The organism is Telluria beijingensis (genome assembly GCF_030770395.1).
Classification (GTDB): domain Bacteria; phylum Pseudomonadota; class Gammaproteobacteria; order Burkholderiales; family Burkholderiaceae_D; genus Telluria; species Telluria beijingensis.
This window is the reverse complement of sequence record NZ_CP132480.1, coordinates 2,952,931-2,969,829: the sequence shown is the minus strand read 5'-3', so window position 1 is coordinate 2,969,829 and position 16,899 is coordinate 2,952,931. Positions and strand designations below refer to the sequence as shown.

At 67.6% G+C, this 16,899-nt stretch carries 11 protein-coding genes and 1 pseudogene; 5 read left to right on the top strand and 7 right to left on the bottom strand.

Features of this window, described 5'->3' with window-relative positions; translation table 11 throughout:
• From Q9246_RS13150 to Q9246_RS13140, 4 genes and pseudogenes are all read left to right on the top strand, one after another.
• A complete protein-coding gene (locus tag Q9246_RS13150; RefSeq protein ID WP_306397989.1) occupies positions 1 to 3,207 on the top strand; it encodes an efflux RND transporter permease subunit in 3,207 nt (1,068 codons plus the stop codon).
• Positions 3,208 to 3,224: 17 nt separating this feature from the next.
• Positions 3,225 to 3,515 (top strand): annotated as a pseudogene (locus Q9246_RS26520) (DUF1028 domain-containing protein); the annotation flags it as partial.
• Positions 3,516 to 3,534: 19 nt separating this feature from the next.
• Positions 3,535 to 3,798 carry a hypothetical protein gene (locus tag Q9246_RS13145; RefSeq protein WP_306397988.1) on the top strand — a complete coding sequence of 88 codons (264 nt, stop codon included), beginning with the start codon at positions 3,535 to 3,537 and terminating at the stop codon, positions 3,796 to 3,798.
• A gap of 131 nt (positions 3,799 to 3,929) precedes the next feature.
• On the top strand, positions 3,930 to 7,751 hold the full coding sequence (locus tag Q9246_RS13140; protein WP_306397987.1) for an ATP-binding protein: 3,822 nt from the start codon (positions 3,930 to 3,932) through the stop codon (positions 7,749 to 7,751).
• A gap of 90 nt (positions 7,752 to 7,841) precedes the next feature.
• Here the strand turns inward: Q9246_RS13140 and Q9246_RS13135 are convergent, their stop codons facing one another.
• From Q9246_RS13135 to Q9246_RS13120, 4 genes are all read right to left on the bottom strand, one after another.
• Positions 7,842 to 8,228, bottom strand: coding sequence for a hypothetical protein (locus Q9246_RS13135; protein ID WP_306397986.1), 387 nt, complete (start codon positions 8,226 to 8,228; stop codon positions 7,842 to 7,844).
• Between the two features lie 267 nt (positions 8,229 to 8,495).
• Positions 8,496 to 9,494, bottom strand: a complete 999-nt coding sequence (locus tag Q9246_RS13130) for an NAD(P)H-hydrate dehydratase (protein WP_306397985.1) — start codon at positions 9,492 to 9,494, stop codon at positions 8,496 to 8,498.
• Positions 9,495 to 9,503: 9 nt separating this feature from the next.
• Positions 9,504 to 10,268, bottom strand: a complete 765-nt coding sequence (locus tag Q9246_RS13125; protein ID WP_306397984.1) for a histidine phosphatase family protein — start codon at positions 10,266 to 10,268, stop codon at positions 9,504 to 9,506.
• Positions 10,269 to 10,376: 108 nt separating this feature from the next.
• On the bottom strand, positions 10,377 to 11,777 hold the full coding sequence (locus Q9246_RS13120; protein ID WP_306397983.1) for an L-cystine transporter: 1,401 nt from the start codon (positions 11,775 to 11,777) through the stop codon (positions 10,377 to 10,379).
• 254 nt (positions 11,778 to 12,031) lie between these two features.
• Between Q9246_RS13120 and Q9246_RS13115 the strand changes: the two genes are divergently transcribed.
• Positions 12,032 to 13,768, top strand: a complete 1,737-nt coding sequence (locus tag Q9246_RS13115; protein WP_306397982.1) for a methyl-accepting chemotaxis protein — start codon at positions 12,032 to 12,034, stop codon at positions 13,766 to 13,768.
• Between the two features lie 17 nt (positions 13,769 to 13,785).
• On the opposite strand, the gene Q9246_RS13110 is transcribed toward Q9246_RS13115, so the two are convergent.
• Genes Q9246_RS13110 through Q9246_RS13100 form a run of 3 tightly spaced genes read right to left on the bottom strand, consistent with a single transcriptional unit; the run spans position 13,786 to position 16,864 of the window.
• Complete coding sequence (locus tag Q9246_RS13110; RefSeq protein ID WP_306397981.1) at positions 13,786 to 15,051, bottom strand: sensor histidine kinase; 1,266 nt, start codon at positions 15,049 to 15,051, stop codon at positions 13,786 to 13,788.
• Entirely contained in the window at positions 15,048 to 15,737 is a 690-nt protein-coding gene (locus Q9246_RS13105) for a response regulator transcription factor (protein WP_306397980.1), read from the bottom strand. The genes Q9246_RS13110 and Q9246_RS13105 overlap by 4 nt, the downstream gene beginning before the upstream one ends.
• Positions 15,734 to 16,864 (bottom strand): type 1 glutamine amidotransferase domain-containing protein, encoded by a 1,131-nt coding sequence (locus tag Q9246_RS13100; RefSeq protein WP_306397979.1) that lies wholly within the window; start codon positions 16,862 to 16,864, stop codon positions 15,734 to 15,736. The genes Q9246_RS13105 and Q9246_RS13100 overlap by 4 nt, the downstream gene beginning before the upstream one ends.
• Between the last annotated feature and the right edge of the window lie 35 nt (positions 16,865 to 16,899).

The following is a 16,899-nucleotide window of genomic DNA, read 5'->3' as shown; positions in this document are numbered from 1 at the left end:
ATGTTCCTGTCCAATTTTAGTGTCAAGAAACCGGTCGCGACGATCGTCATCATCGTCGCGATGATGGCCATCGGCCTGCTGGCCCTGTCCAAGCTGCGCGTCAACCAGAACCCCGACGTCGACATCCCCGTCATCGTGGTCGACATCCCGTATCCGGGCGCCTCGCCCGAGACGTCCGAGCGCGAGATCACCAACCGCCTCGAGAAGCAGATGCAGGCGATCCAGGGCGTCACCGAAGTCAATTCCAACTCCTACGAGGGCGGCGCCACGATCTGGATGGAGTTCGACTTCGACCGCAACCTGATCGAAGCCTCGGACGACGTCCGCAACGCCATCGCCGCGGTGCGCTACAAGCTGCCGGTCGAGATGCGCGAACCGGTGCTGCGCCGGATCGACCCGGCCGCCGAGCCCGTGATGTCGCTGGCGCTGTCGTCCAGCACCCAGAGCCATGCCGAGATCTCGCGCTATGCCGAGGACGTGCTGGCCGACCAGTTCCGCGCCATCGACGGCGTCTCGACGGTGGCCGTCAACGGCGCCCTGCGGCGTGAACTGTCGGTGCTGTTGCGCGCCGAGAAGCTGCGTGAATTCAATGTGTCGGTCACGGAGGTCACCAACGCGCTGCGCACCGGCAATACCAATGCGCCGGTCGGCAAGCTGCGTAGCGAGCTCGACGAGAAGGGCATCCGCCTGGTCGGCCGCATCGAGCGCCCCGAGGATTTCTCGCAAATCGTGGTCAAGCGCAATGGCGACACCATCGTGCGCCTGAACCAGGTGGCCGAGATCCAGGACGGCTTCGCCGACATCAACAGCCTGTCCATGCGCAGCGGCAAGCCGAACGTCGGCCTGCAGATCTCCCGTTCCCGCGATGCGTCGACCGTGTCGCTGGCCAAGAAAGTCCACGAGGTTGTCAAGGAAGCGAGCAAGCACCTGCCGGAAGGCACCAAGCTGGAAGTCGTGCGCGACGGCGGCGAAGATGCGCAGTCGAGCCTGAACAACGTGATCGAGGCGCTGGTGCTGGGCGCCGTGCTGACCGTGTTCGTGGTGTACGCCTTCCTTAATTCCTGGCGCTCGACCCTGATCACCGCGCTGGCCCTGCCGACCTCGGTGCTGGCGGCCTTCATCGCGGTCTGGCTGTGCGGCTTCACCCTCAACTTCATGACCCTGCTGGGCCTGTCGCTGGCGATCGGCGTGCTGATCGACGATGCGATCGTGGTGCGCGAAAACATCGTGCGCCATATGGAAATGGGTTCCGACCGCCGCACCGCGGCGCTCGAGGGCACCGCCGAGATCGGCATGGCCGTGGCTGCCACGACCTTCTCGATCATGGCCGTGTTCGTGCCGGTGGCCTTCATGCCGGGCGTGTCCGGCGAGTGGTTCCGTCCGTTCGCGCTGACCGTCACCTGCTCGGTGATCGTGTCGCTGTTCATCTCGTTCACGCTCGACCCGATGCTGTCGGCCTACTGGGGCGACCCGCCGGATCACCACAGCGCGCCCAAGAAAGGCATGGGCCGCCTGCTGGACAAGTTCAACCACTGGTTCGACCACCAGGCCGACCGCTACGGCCACGTGATCGCCTGGGCGCTGCACCACCGGCGCTGGATGGGCTTCATCGCCCTGGCCAGCTTCGTCGGCGCCATCGTCCTGCACAGCATGTTCGGCGGCTCGAGCTTCCTGCCCAAGATGGACTCGGGCACGATCATGGTCGACGTCCGGGTGCCGGCCTCGTCGAGCGTCGAATACGCCCGCCGCAAGGTCGAGGCGGCCGCCGAACTGGCGCGCAGCCTGCCTGAAACCGAAGACACCAACAGCAACGTCAACCTGAACGGCGGCAAGGTGTATGTCGACATCGGCAAGCGCCGCCAGCGCGAGCGCAGCGCCTCCGAAGTCGCGGTCGAACTGCGTGAAAAGATCAGCCGCCTGGTCGGCGCCGAATACACGGTCATGGATGACCTGAGCGGCAACGGCAAACCGGTGCAGGTCGAGTTCAGCGGCCCGGATTCGCGCAAGCTGATGGAACTGACCAATGCCTTCATGGTCAAGCTGCGCGAAGTGCCGGGTGCGGTCGACGTCACCCTGTCCGAGCAGGATCCCAAGAACGAGCTGCAGATCGTGCTCGACCGCGGCCTGGCCAATATGATGGGCATCTCGGTCAACGACGCCGCCCAGTCGCTGCGCGTGGCCTTCGCCGGCATCGAGGTGGGCGACTGGGTCGACCCGACCAGCGAGACCCGCGACGTCGCCGTGCGCCTGCACCCGGAAGACCGCGTCAACACCGAGAGCATCGAACGCCTGCCGATCTCGGTCGGCGGCACCGGCATGATGGTGCCACTGGACCAGATCGCCTCCATCACCATGGGCAAGGGTCCGTCGGCGATCCGCCACAAGAACGGCGAGCGCATGATCACCGTGTCGGCCAATGCCCAGGGCCGTTCGCCGGGCGAAGTCACGGCCGACGCCATGAAGCTGGCGCGCACCTTCGACTTCCCGCCGGGCTATGGCCTGGCGCTGGGCGGCTCGGGTGAAGACCAGCAGGAACTGTTCACCGAGATGGTCATCTCGCTGGTCTCGGGCATCGCCCTGATGTACCTGATCCTGGTGATGCAGTTCGGTTCGTTCACCGCGCCGATCGGCGTGATGATGTCGCTGCCGCTGTCGCTGATCGGCGTGGTGCTGGCGCTGATCGTCACCGGCCACACGCTCAACCTGATGAGCATGATCGGCATCATCATGCTGATGGGGCTGGTGGCCAAGAACGCGATCCTGCTGCTGGACGCCGCCCGCGCCCTGGAGCACGAGGGCATGGACCGCGAAGAAGCCCTGATGGCGGCCGGCCGCAAGCGCCTGCGTCCGATCCTGATGACGACCTTCGCGCTGATCGCCGGCATGCTGCCGGTGGCGCTGGCCTTCGGCGACGCGGGCGAGTTCTACCAGCCGCTGGCGATCGCCATCATCGGCGGCACGATCACCTCGACCGTGCTGACCCTGCTGGTGGTGCCGACCTTCTACGACAGCATCGAGATCGCCCGCGACCGCATGGTGGCCAAGTACGGCCGCCGCGCCGAGCGCTGGAACACCTTGCCGGCCTTCCTGGTGACCTTCGTGGAAGCGATCCTGACCCTGACCTTCGTGCGCCTGGTCTACCGCATGATCGTGCGCGCCGGCCGCTTCGTCACCGGCCGCGGCCGCAACAAGGCCTTGACGGCCTGAACGGGGAGGGTGGCCACGTGACACGCTGCGCCGCCCTGTCCCTGATCCTTGCGCTGGCGCTTGGGCTGCTCGCCCCGGCGCCGGCGCACGCCACTTTCTCCATCGTCGCCTGCGACGCCACCCGCTCCTGCGGCGCGGCGGTCGCCACCAACAACCTGGCCGTCGGGGGCAGCGTCATCGATGCGCGCGCCAATGTCGGCGCCGTCGCCAGCCAGTTCGAGACCAATCCAGGCCATGCGCAAGAGGCGCTGCGCCAGCTCCAGCTAGGGAAGCCGGCGCCGCAGGCGCTGGCGGCGGTGCTGGCTGCGCCGCGCCAACGAAGCGCTGTTGCGGGGCGAACGCTCCTGGCGCCGCGGCGACCGGGCACGGGCGGACCGGCAACTGGCGCAAGCGGCCGCACTCGCGCCGGGTTGGGACCGCGTCTGGCGCCGGATCGCCCGCTTGCGCCTCGGGATGGGCGAGCCCGACGCGGCGCGGGCAGCGTTCGCAACCTTTGCCGCCCTGAATCCGGCCTGGGCCGCGATCGAGCACGCCGACCCCTATTACCGGCCGCTGTCTGACACGGCCTTGCAATGCTCATCCACGCCGTAAACTACGCCGTACTTCCGGGCATTATGGTCTAATGGCGGTTGCCTAAAGGCACTCCCGTAATGACTTGTCAAAACCGGCGCGTTAGTTCTTGCCGGCAAGTCCCCGTTCCATCGCCTGTAAGGTCTTGCGCCATGCCTCATTTGTCCTCGCCATCGTCATCCAACGGTTCCGACCTGAACTGGCTTGCCGGCGGCGGTGAGATGGGCGAACTGATCCGCAGCATGGACTGGTCGGCGACGCCGCTGGGACCCTTGTCCGAATGGCCGCAAAGCCTGCGCACCTCGGTCAGCCTGTGCCTGTCCTCGACCTTCCCGATCCTGGTGTGCTGGGGCCCGGACGACATCCAGATCTACAACGACGCCTACCGCCCGATCTGCGGCGACCTGCACCCGGCGTCGATGGGAGCGCCGTTCAAGGTGGTGTGGGCCTCGGCATTGCCGGTGGTGGGGGCGGCCTTCGAGCGCGCGCACCAGGGCGAGGGCGCCTATATCAAGGACCAGCAGATGTTCCTCGACCGCAGTGGCTATCTCGAGGAGGCGAACATGACCTTCTCGTTCTCGCCGATCCGCGACGAGTCCGGCGCAGTCGGTGGGGTGTTCCACCCGATCACCGAAACCACGGCCCAGGTGTTGGGCGCGCGCCGCAGCCAGGGTCTGCGCGACCTGACCGCCAGCCTGGCGTCGACCCGCTCGATCGCCGAAATCGGCCAGCAGCTGACCACCCACGCCAAGCGCATGAAGGGGGACGTTCCTTTTCTGCTGTTTTACCAGGTCGATCCGGAAAGTGGCGAGTTGAAGCTGCGCGGCGGCGGTGGTTTGCCGCCTGGCAGTTCGCTGACGCCGGCCGCGATGTCCCTGGACGACACCTGCTGGCCGTTCGCGCGTTGCGCCGCCGAGCGTGCTGCCGCGCAGGTCGACGATGTCGCTCCGCGCCTGCTCGGGCTGGCTTGCGGGCCCTATGAAGACCCGCCGCGCTCGGCCCTGGTGCTGCCGCTGTCGCTGCCGGGCCAGCAGGACCTGTTCGGCTTCGTGGTGGCCGGGGTGAGCGTGCGCCGCGCGCTCGACGCCGAGTACCGCAACTTCTACGAATTGCTGGGCGCGGCCGTCAACACGGCGGTGGGCAATGTGATCGCCTACGAGCAGGAACAGCGCCGCGCCGAAGAACTGGCCAAGATCGATTGCGCCAAGACCGCCTTCTTCTCGAACGTGTCGCATGAATTCCGTACGCCGCTGACCCTGATCCTGGGCCCGCTCGACGACGCCCTGGCCGATGAGCCGGACAGCTTGAGCCCGGCCCAGCGCAAGCGCATCGAGGTCACCCACCGCAATGCGCTGCGCCTGCTCAAGCTGGTCAATTCGCTGCTCGATTTCTCGCGCATCGAGGCCGGCCGGGTCCAGGCCAGCTACGTGCCGGTCGACCTGGCGCACCTGACGCTCGACCTGGCCGGGGTGTTCGAATCGGCGATGGCCAAGGGCGGCCTGGGCTACCGGCTCGAGCTCCAGGACCTGGGCCAGCCGGTCTACGTCGACCGCGACATGTGGGAAAAAATCGTCTTCAACCTGCTGTCGAACGCCTTCAAGTTCACACTGCAGGGCGAGGTCGCGGTGAGCCTGCGCGAACATGCCGGCATGGCGCGCCTGTCGGTGCGGGATACCGGCACCGGCATCCCCGCGCACGAGCTGCCGCGCATGTTCGAGCGCTTCCACCGCATCGAGGGCGCGCCGGGCCGTACCTACGAGGGCACCGGCATCGGCCTGGCCCTGATCCAGGAACTGGTGCGCCTGCATGGCGGCGCGATCGCGGTGTCGAGCACCTTCGGCGAAGGTACCTGCTTCGACGTCGACCTGCCGTTCGGCCAGGCCCACCTGCCGCAGGACCGCATCGTGCAGGCGCCAGGCGACGTCGAGGACCGGCGCCGCATGGGCGCCGCCTTCGTCGAGGAAGCGCTGCGCTGGCTGCCGGATGCCGAGCCGGCGCCGGGCGATGTCGCACCGGGAGACGCCGTGGCCATGGCTGGCGAGGCGCGTCCGCGCATCCTGGTTGCCGACGACAACAACGATATGCGGGCCTACCTGAAGGCGCTGCTCGAGCCGCATGCCGAGGTGCGCGCCTGCGCCGACGGCCAGGCCGCCTTCGAGCTGGCGCTGCAGGATCCGCCCGACCTGCTGCTGAGTGACGTGATGATGCCGAAGCTGGACGGCTTCGGCCTGATCGCGAAGATCCGCGACCACGAGGCGCTGCGCCTGCTGCCGGTGATGCTGCTGTCGGCGCGCGCCGGCGAGGAAGCCAAGGTCGAAGGCCTGCAGGCCGGCGCCGACGATTACCTGGTCAAGCCGTTCTCGGCCAACGAGCTGCTGGCGCGGGTGCGCACGCAGGTGGCGCTGGGCCGCGAGCGGCGCCAGATGGAACGCGAAGCGCGCGAGCGCGAGGCGCAGGTGCGGGCCCTGGTCGACGCTTCGCCGGCCATGCTGTGGACCACCGACAACGAGGGCGTGTGCACCTACCTGAGCCAGCGCTGGTACGACTATACCGGCCGCACGCCCGAGCAGGACCTGGGCTTTGGCTGGCTGCAGAACGTGCATCCCGAGGACCGCCCGCGCTCGGGCGAGATCTTCCTGGCGGCGAACGCGGTGCGCGAACCGTTCTCGTTCGACTACCGCCTGCGCTGCCACGACGGCAGCTATCGCTGGTTCATCGATACCGGCCTGCCGCGCACGAATGCACAGGGCGAGCCGGACGGCTACGTCGGCACCGTGATCGACATCGACAGCCAGAAGTACGCCGAACAGGAGCTGCAGCGCCTGGCCCACGAACTGGGACAGAAGAACCGCGCGCAGAGCGATTTCCTGTTCACGCTGGCGCATGAGCTGCGCAATCCGCTGGCGCCCATCCGCTCGGGGCTGGAACTGATGCGCATCGGCGCCGCCAGCGGCGACGTGCAGGCGATCATGCGGCGCCAGGTCGACCACATGGTGCACCTGGTCGACGACCTGCTCGACATGGCGCGCCTGGCCGAGGGCAAGGTCACCCTGCGGCTGGAGCGCGTGCTTCTGGCCGATGTGGTGCGCGAGGCAGTCGACATGAGCATGCCGCTGGTGCAGGCGGGCCGGCACGCGCTGGATGTGAAGCTGCCCGACGCGCCGCTGGCGCTGCGCGCCGACCGCCACCGCGTGGCGCAAATCCTCAGCAACCTGCTCAACAACGCCGCCAAGTACACGCCGCAGGGCGGCGCGATCGAGCTTGCGGCCCGGGTCGAGACCGCCGGCAACGCGGAGGAGGTCGCGATCACGGTGTCCGACAACGGCATCGGCATCGATCCCCAGGCGCTGGAGACGGTGTTCGACATGTATGCCCAGGACCATGCCGGGTCGAGCATGGCCCAGGGCGGCCTGGGAGTGGGCCTGAACCTGGTCCAGCGCCTGGTGGGGCTGCACGGCGGCCGGGTCGCGGCCAGTAGTGGCGGCGCAGGAATGGGAAGCCGGTTCACGGTATGGCTGCCGTTGCCTGACGATGCGCCGGACGCGGCGCCTGGCGACACGCTGCCCGTGCCAACGGCCAATACGCCGGTCGGTGTGCTGCGGATCCTGGTGGTGGACGACAACGTCGACGCGGCCGAGACGCTGCAGGCACTGCTCGAGATGAGCGAACACGTGGTCACTGTCGCCTACGACGGCGCGCAGGCATTGCGCCTGGCCCGGGAAGGGCAGCCGCAGGTCGTGTTCCTGGACATCGGCCTTCCCGACATGAGCGGCTTCGAGGCAGCCCAGGCGATGCGCCGTATCGCGGGCATGGAAAGCGCGACCCTGGTGGCGCTGACCGGCTGGGGCGCGGAGCAGGACCGGCAACGTTCGCAGCAGGCGGGATTCGACCATCACCTGACCAAGCCGGCCGACTTCGGCCTGGTGGAGAACCTGATCCGCGATGTCGCGGCGAGGGCGTGGACCAGCGGATAAAAAACAACCCGGCCGTGAGGAGCCGGGTGCATGGACTTCCAGAGTATGCCCCGGCGATCCGGGGCGTCACTCGATGATGCGGACCAATGCTTACTGGCCGGTGGTGCCGGTCGGTGGCGTGGTGGTGGTTGCCGGATCGGTGGTGGTCGGGCTGGTGGCGCCTTCGGCAGTGCCGGTGGTGCCGGTCATGCCGCTGGTGCCGGTCGCGCCGCTGGTGTCGCCCGCAGTGCCGGTTGCGCCGGTGGTGCCGGTGGTACCCATGTCGGTGGTGCCGGTGCCGGTGGTGCCGGTGCCGGTCGCGCCAGTGCCGGTGTCACCCATGGTGCCGGTGGCGCCCGAGGTGCTGCTTGGCATGGTCGCCGAGGTGTCGGCTGGGACGGTGGTGGTCGCTGCGTCATCCTTCTTGCAGGCGCCCAGCAGGGTTGCCAGCACGGCGGCGGTCAGCAGGATTTTTGGTGCTTTGGTCATTGCATTCATTTTTGAACTCCTCGTTTACGTCTATCTTTTTGCCGAAGTCTCCAGCTCACCCTCGGTGAGACAGTGGAGGTACAACGGCGCCAGTTAGTTCCGTCATCTGCAATTCATGAGCGGAACACTTAGGGAACCGACGCAACACGCGGCCCCGGTGCGTACTTCAATCCAACTGAGCCCATTAGACCGGAAGCCCGGCCGCCGGTTCGTTAGATACCGCACTCTTGCGAAACTCCGTAACATTTTTTACAGAGTTTCCACTTGCCGGGCGTGTCAGGCGCCCAGCTGTTCGTCACCCGGCACGCGACGGGTGGCAGGCCCGGCGTCCTTGCGCTGCCGGGTGTTCTTGTGCCCGAGCTGTTCCAGCAGCGCAGGAACTTCCAACGAGATTTCTCGCGCCAAATATCCCAGTGTGCCCATGCGCTCCGCCAGGCGGTCACCGGCGCGCGCATGCAGGGCTACGCCCCAGCAGGCGGCCTGTTCCGGCGCCGCGCCCCGCGCCAGCAGGCCGGCGATGATGCCGGCAAGCACGTCGCCCGAACCGGAAATAGCCAGGCCGACATTGCCCGCGCCTTCGTGCTGCCACAAGGTGCCGTCCGGCGCCGCGATCACCGTGCGCGCGCCCTTGAGCGCGATCACGGCATTCCAGTCGCGCGCCGCCTGCAGTGCCGGCGCATCGGGCCGGCCGACGATGCATTCTTTCTCGAGACCGGTCAGGTGCGCCATTTCTCCGCAATGCGGGGTCATGATCACGGGCCGCGCGAAGCGCATCGGCTTGCCGTCGGGCCAGTCGTGCGGCATGTGCAGCATGACGTCCATGGCGCAGGCGTCGAGCACCAGGCCGACGCCGGCCTGGTCGAGGCGCGGCAGTAGCGCGTGCACCAGGCGCGCGGTGCACGGCGCGTCGCGCATGCCGGGGCCGACCAGTACCGCATCGACCTTGTCGGCCAGCGGATCGAGGCTGTCCAGGGCGTCGAGGTGGAAGCCGTCGGTCTCGTTCTCAGTCAGGCCGATGACGCGCGCCTCGGGCATGGCCAGCGCCACCAGCTGGGCCACGCTTGCGCCGGTGGCGATGGTCAGCTTGCCGGCGCCGGCGCGCAGGGCGGCGGTGGCGGCCAGGATGACGGCGCCCGGCATTTCGCGCGAGCCGCCCAGCACCAGCACGTGGCCGCGCAATTCCTTGTCGCCCTCGGCTTCGGGCTGGGGCAGCGGCCAGGCCGCCAGGCTGGCGGCATCGACGTCGTGCACGGCTGCGTGATCGGTGGTATCCATGGCGAGGCGTCAGGCCTTGGGGGCGGTGGGCACGTCCTTGGCGACGGTGACCGGCGTACCGGTGGCTTCGAGCGGCGCCACGAAGTTGAGCAGGCGCAGCGCCAGGTCGCCGCGCTTGCCGATGCCGGGATCGAATTCATACGAGGTGACCGAGCAGTTCGGCACGTCGCCGGCGCGGTCGAATTCGAGGATCTTCGCTTCGTCGAGATGCTCGAACAGGTAGCGGAAGCAATTGACCGTGACCTGGTGCGCCACGATCAGCACGCGCTCGCCGCAGAAGTCGCGCTCGAGCGTGTCCATCACGCTGCGCAGGCGCAGGATCACGTCGCACCAGCTCTCGCCGCCGGGCGGGCGAAAATAGAATTTGCCGACGTGGCTGCGCTGCTCGTACAGGTCGGGGAAGTGGTGGGCGATGCCGTGCGTGGTGAGGCGGTCGAGCACGCCGAATTCTTTTTCGCGCAGGCGTTCGTCCGCCAGCACGCACAGCAGCTCGTCGCGGTCCAGGTGCCGCATGATGAGGTTGGCGGTCTCGGTGGCGCGCACATAGGGCGAATGCAGCACGACATTGGGACGCTGATCTGGCGCGAGCGACGCAAACCAGGCGCCGAGGGCCGCGGACTGCTGCTCGCCCAGTTCGGACAGCGGCACGTCGACGTCGCGTTCGGCGATGTCGATGCGGTGGCCGGCGGCGGCTTCGGCAATGTCGCGCGCGACATTGCCCGCGCTTTGTCCATGCCTGACGAGCCAGATTTCTTGTGGCCACTTCTGTTCCATCACCGTCCGCCGAAAAGTTAACATGGCGTCATCATGACGGATTCGGCAAGGCGTCAGCGCACGATTGCTGCGCTGCGGGCGGTGTTTACGGCCGGTTCGGCACGACGGTCAAACTGCCCGTTCCTCGCTGTCGAGATTGATCTCGGCGTCGTCCTGGAACACCCGCAGGTCGGTCTGTCCCAGCACCCGGCTGGTGACGGTGCCGGCCGCGATCGAGCCGCTGACGTTGAGGGCGGTGCGGCCCATGTCGATCAGCGGTTCGACCGAGATCAAGAGGCCCGCCAGCGCCACCGGCAAGTCCATTGCCGACAGCACGATCAGGGCAGCGAAGGTGGCGCCGCCGCCGACCCCGGCCACGCCGATCGAGCCGAAGGCGACGATCGCCAGCAGCGGCAGCAGGAAGCTCGCGGTGAACGGATCGATGCCGACCGTGGGCGCGATCATCACCGCCAGCATCGCCGGATAGATGCCGGCGCAGCCGTTCTGGCCGATGGTGGCGCCGAACGAAGCGGCGAAGTTGGCCGTGCCTTCCGGCGTGCCGAGGCGCGCGGTCTGGGTCGCCACGCTCATCGGGATCGAACCGGCGCTCGTGCGCGACGTAAACGCGAACACCAGCACCGGGAAGATTTTCTTCACATAGCGCAGCGGATTGAGGCCGCTGCAGGCCACCATGGCCAGGTGCACGCAGAACATCAGGGCCAGCGCGGCGTACGAGGCGACGACAAAATTGAGCAGGCCGAGGATGTCCTGCAGGCTGGAGCCGGCCACCATCTTCGCCATCAGGGCGAACACGCCGAACGGGGTCAGGCGCAGCACCAGGGTCACCATGCGCATCACGATCACGTGGGCCACGTGCACGAAGCCGCTGAACGACTGGAACACCTCCGGCTTCTTGCCGGCGACGCCGACCGCCGCGATGCCGATGAAGACCGCGAACACCACCACCGCGATGGTCGAGGTCTTGCGCGCGCCGGTCATGTCGAGGAAGGGATTGGCGGGAATGAAGGACAGCAGCAGCGAGGGCAGCGACAGTTCCTGGGCGGTGGCGAGATTGCCTTGCAGGTATTCGCCGCGCGCGACTTCGGCCGCGGATGCCGTCAGGCCGACGGCGGACAGGCCGAACAGCTTGGCCATCGCGATGCCGATGACAGCGGCGACCACCGTGGTCGCGAGCAGGATGCCGATGGTGAGGGTGCTGATCTTGCCCAGCGACGAGGCGTCGCGCAGTTTGAGGATGGCTTGCACGATCGACACCATGATCAGGGGAATGACGATCATCTGCAGCAGCTTGACGTAGCCGCTGCCGATCACGTCCAGCCAGGTATTGGTGGCGACGATCTCGCTGGAGCCCGCCCCATACGCGGCCTGCAGGCCGGCGCCGAGCACCACGCCCAGCCCGAGGCCGGCGAATACGCGCTTGGTGAACGAGACATGGCGGGCCTGCAGGCCATACAGGAGTGCGCAGACGGCCAGGGCGAGGGCCAGGTTCAGGAGGACGGGAAAGGTCATAACGCTTGGGGTTGATGCGGAGAATCGCGCCATTCTATCGGCAAAGTTGCCTTGCCGTAGTCTTATTGTCACATTTGCTTATGCGCTACAGGAATATGCGCAGGAAACTGATCCGTTCATTATCTGTTGCTGCACGGCGACGGAAGAATGGTGATAGCACAAGGAAATGAGCAATGCTTCCCACAAGGAGACTAATGTTTCTATAATCCAATAGATACCACCTTTCTAGTCCATGGGCTTCAGGCCAGCGAATCATGTTCAAAAACCTCAGCATCAAGTCGCGCCTCATCTTCGTCATCTCCTTCCTGGCCGTCGAGCTGATCGCCGGCGCGGTCATCGGCATCTATAACCTCGGCATCGCGAATGCCGAGCTCAAGCAGATGTATGACCACCGCCTGGTCGGTCTCGGGCAGGTAAGCCAGGTTACCCAGTTGATCACGACCAACCAGCTGACCGTCGCCAAGGCAGTCAGCATGGAAGACGGTGGCCAGCGCACTGCCGCCCTGGCGTCGGTCGACACCAATATCGCGGTGATCAGCAAGATCCTGGACAGCTACCGCCAGCTGCCGATGACCGACGCCGAACAGGCGCTGTACGAGCAGTTCATCCAGGCGCGCAAGACCTTCGTCGAGCAGGGCCTGCGTCCGGCGGTGGCCGCGATCAATGCGGGCGATACCGTGCAGGCGGTGGCGCAGCTGAACGGTCCGATGACCAGCCTGTACCTGCCGGTGAATGAGCTGGGCGCGAAGCTGGTCAAGGAACAGCAGGAAGCGGCCCTGAAGGAATACGAGGCCTCGCAATCGACCTTCGAGCTGGTGCGCGCGGTATGCCTGGCCGGCCTGGTGTTCGGCCTGGTCATGGCTGCCTTCGTCGGCTGGGTGCTGGTGCGCGCCATCGTGCGTCCGCTGGAGCAGGCGGTCGCGATCGCCGGCGCCGTGGCCCAGGGCGACCTGACCCAGACCATCGAAGTGACGTCGAAGGACGAGACCGGCCGCCTGCTGCAGGCGCTGAAGGACATGAACGACTCGCTGGTGAAGATCGTGAGCCAGGTCCGCACCGGCACCGACAATATCGCCACCGCCTCGAGCCAGATCGCGGCCGGCAACCTCGACCTGTCCTCGCGCACCGAGCAGCAGGCCGGCTCGCTCGAGGAAACCGCGTCGTCGATGGAAGAACTGACCTCGACCGTCAAGCAGAACGCCGACAACGCACGCCAGGCCAATGCCCTGGCCACCTCGGCATCTGAAGTAGCGGGCAAGGGCGGCGCGGTGGTCGAGCAGGTGGTGCAGACCATGGGTGCGATCAACGCTTCGGCGACCCGTATCGTGGACATCATCGCCGTCATCGACGGCATCGCCTTCCAGACCAATATCCTGGCGCTGAATGCGGCGGTGGAAGCGGCGCGCGCCGGCGAGCAGGGCCGCGGCTTCGCGGTCGTGGCGGGCGAGGTGCGCAGCCTGGCCCAGCGCAGCGCGGCGGCGGCCAAGGAAATCAAGCTTCTCATCGACGACTCCGTCGACAAGGTGCACCACGGTTCGGAACTGGTCGACTGCGCCGGTTCGACCATGGCCGAGATCGTGCAGAGCGTGAACCGCGTGACCGATATCATGGCCGAGATCACCGCCGCCAGCCAGGAGCAGACCGCCGGCATCGAGCAGATCAACGGCGCCGTGGCGCAGATGGACCAGGTGACCACGCAAAACGCGGCGCTGGTGGAAGAAGCCTCGGCGGCGGCTGCATCGCTCCAGGAAGAAGCGACCGCGCTGGCGCACACTGTCGGCGCGTTCAAGCTGGCCGGTGCGGGCAGCAGCCGTGCTGCCGTCAAGGCGGCGCAGCGCGTGACCGGCAACCTGCCGGCGGTGGTGCCGAAGGCGCCGGCGAAGCCGGCCGCCAAGCCGGCCAGGCCGAAAGCACAGGCAGCACCGGCGGCCGCTGCGAAGGCGAAGAAAGCGGAAACCGCGGACGTGGGCGAGGGTTGGGAAGAGTTCTGATCGCGGCGCGCCGGCGGTCATGCTGGTGGACGGGAAACCCGTCCACCAGCATGACCGCCCGCCCCCAGGCACACCGCGGCCGTGAAATGCCCGCCCGCTTGCTCGTCCACGCGCAGCTCCCAGCCGTGAACCGCGCAAATGCGCGCCGCCAGGTGCAGGCCTTGCCCGATTCCTTCGGCGCGCGCCTGCGCCGGCTTGCTTGAAGCGTTGGCGACAGGATTGGAAAACGTGAGCCAGCCGCCGTCGCAGGCGATGTCCAGGGCCGGTTCGGCGCCGTGTTTCAGCGCATTGTCCAGCAGGTTCGCCAGCAATAGCTCGAGCAGCCGCGGATTGCATGCGACCGTGGTCCGGTCCGGGATCCCGACCGTCAGCGCGAAGTCGTCGGGCCAGGTCGTGTCGGGACGGGCCAGGATCACGCGCTCCACCGCCGCGCCAAGGTCGATGTCCGTGCGCGCCAGCGATTCCTGGCGCGCCAGCGCCAGCAGGATATCCACCGTCGACTGCTGCCAGTCCAGCATCTCGCCGAGCTGGCGCACCTGCGCCGGCGTAATGCCGGACTCGGTCGCCAGTTGCTGGTGCAGGTTGCGCAGGATCGTCAGCGGTGTCCTGAGTTCATGGCTGACGTCGCGGGTGAAATCGCGCTCGCGCGCCAGCTGCGCTTCCAGTTGCCGCCATTGGCCCTCGATCACCCGCGCCAGGTAGCCTGTTTCATTGTCCGGCAGGCCGTCGGCGAAGCGGGGCGCGAGCGGCGCGCCATCGGCCTGTTCCAGTTGCCGGGCCAGGCGCCCGAGAGGCGCCACCAGCTTCTCCACCCGCCGATAGACCAGCCAGGTGCCAGCGCCGACCAACAGCGCGCTGAGCAGCAAGAGCAGGGCCAGCACCGGCCTCCAGGTGTGCCCGGCGAAGCCGAAGGGCTCGACCTGCGCCACCAGCACCACCGATGCCTGCGGCGACAGCGCGACCTGCCTGGCGTGGATTACCTCGCCACCGGGCTGGGTGAATTCGACGCGGCCCGGCTCCCGCGCATGCAGGCGTCGCACCGGTTCGGGCAGCGCATCCCAGCCTGGATGAACCCGCATGAAGGGGTAGCGCGGCTCGGGCAGGACGCCATGCGCGCGATACTGCGCTTGCAGCCAGGCCGACTCGCTGTCGAGCTGCGCATTGAATACATTGTCTTCCGCGACCAGCGCGTAGCCCAGCACCAGGCCGCTGAACAGCAGGCACAGGACCAGCGCCTGCAGCGCGAACAGGCGCCGGATGCCGATGCTGATGCGCTGCTTCACGGCGTTGCCTGCAGCCGGTATCCCGCCGCGTGCACGGTGCGGATCATGTTGAAGCCGAACGGCTTGTCGACAGCCTGGCGCAGCGTGTACATATGCGCCTTGAGCACGTCGCTGTCGGGCGCCTGTTCCCCCCATAGCCTGGCCATCAGCTCCGAGCGGCCCAGCGCGCGCGGCGCTGCCTCGACCAGCAGCAGCAGGAGCCGGAAATCGAGGTCGCTCAATGCGATCGGATGGCCATCGCGCTGCACCTGGCGCGACTGGCGGCAGATCGCCAGCGGCCCGATGCGCACCACGCGTTCGGTATGCAGCAAGTGGCGGCGCGCCAGTACCTGGCAACGGGCCGCCACTTCGGCCAGCGCGAACGGCTTGGTGACGTAGTCGTCGGCCCCGGTGGACAGGCCGCGGATCTTGTCGTCCAGGCTGTCCCGGGCGGTGAGCATCAGCACCGGCGTGTGGTAACGCTGCTGCGCCTTCAGTTGGCGGCATACCTCGACGCCGTCGATGTCGGGCAGGTTGAGGTCGAGGACGATCACGTCGAAATGGCCGTCCAGCGCGAGCCGCAGCGCCGCGCGGCCGCTGGCGGCGTGGTCGACCAGGCAGCCTGCCTGGGCCAGGAAATCGCCCAGCTGGGCGGCGATGGTCGCATTGTCTTCGACCAGCAGGATGTTCAGGACGTGGACGGTCATCGGGCAGGCGTCGGGGCGGCCAGGCTGGCGCCCGCCAGCCTGATGTTTTCCTCCATTGTGCCACGTGGAAAGTCGGGATAGTCGCTGGCGATGCGCGCCAGCCAGGCGCGGGCGCGTCCCAGGTCCTTCCCGCGCAGGTGGTGCGCCACCAGGCCCTTGTACACCTCGGGATGCGGAAAGTGGCGCGCGATCGTCTCCGCCAGCGAGGTCACTTGCGGCAGCCGGTCGGCCGGATAGGCGTCGCTGGGGCCATACAGGGCATACAGCATCATCCAGTCGGCATCGTAGCTGGCCTTGTCCAGCGCCAGCTGCATCTCGAGTACCGCGGCGCCCGAGCCGAGCGCCTGGGCGACCAGCGCCATGCTGGCGTCGTCCGGGAAGTGCAGGGCCGGCTTGAGCGTCACCCCGAGCAGTTGCATGAAGCGGCGCGTCGCCAATTGCACCGAGACCGGGTTCTGGGCCGTGACCAGGTTGGCGTCCTGCGCCACGTAAGGCAGCATGGCGGGCGCCTGGCGATAGTCGGCGCCGCGTGCGCGCAGGCGCGTTTCGAGCCGGTCCTGCGCATGCTGGCCGCCGTCCTTGCCGAACAGCGATTCTTCGCGATTGCTGAAGGCGCTGACCGTCCTGCCCTGGAGCAGTGGCTGCCCGTCGGCGCCGGTGACGTCGAGCAGCGCGGCGACCCCGTGGCATACCGCGGCGACCGGCTTGCCCGCGCGCGCCATCGCACCGAGGAACCGGATGACGTTGGCGTCGCCGGGCAGGTCGCGCGCCGCGCCATCGCCGCCGATGACCAGCACGCCATCGAAGGATTGCTGGTCGAGCAGGGCGCCCGGGCGGGTGGCCGCCAGTTGCGCCAGCGCCGGCGTGGCCTGCTTGAAGCGCTGCATGTGCGCGTACTGGTCCTTGTGTCCGTGCACCGGCAGGCTGCCTCCCGCCGGGCTGAACAGGACCACGTCGACGCCATGGTCATGCAGGCTCAGCCAAGCCTTGGCCAGCTCGTCGAGGTTGAAGCCGGCCCTGCCGGGCTCCGGCTGGCTGCTCGAGACGATCACGGCCACCCGCGGGGCCGCCTGGCACAGGACGGGGATGAGTTGCAGAAGCAAGACAAGGACTAGCGACTTGATCATGACGGCCTCCGCCGAGTGAGTAATGCCCGGACTGT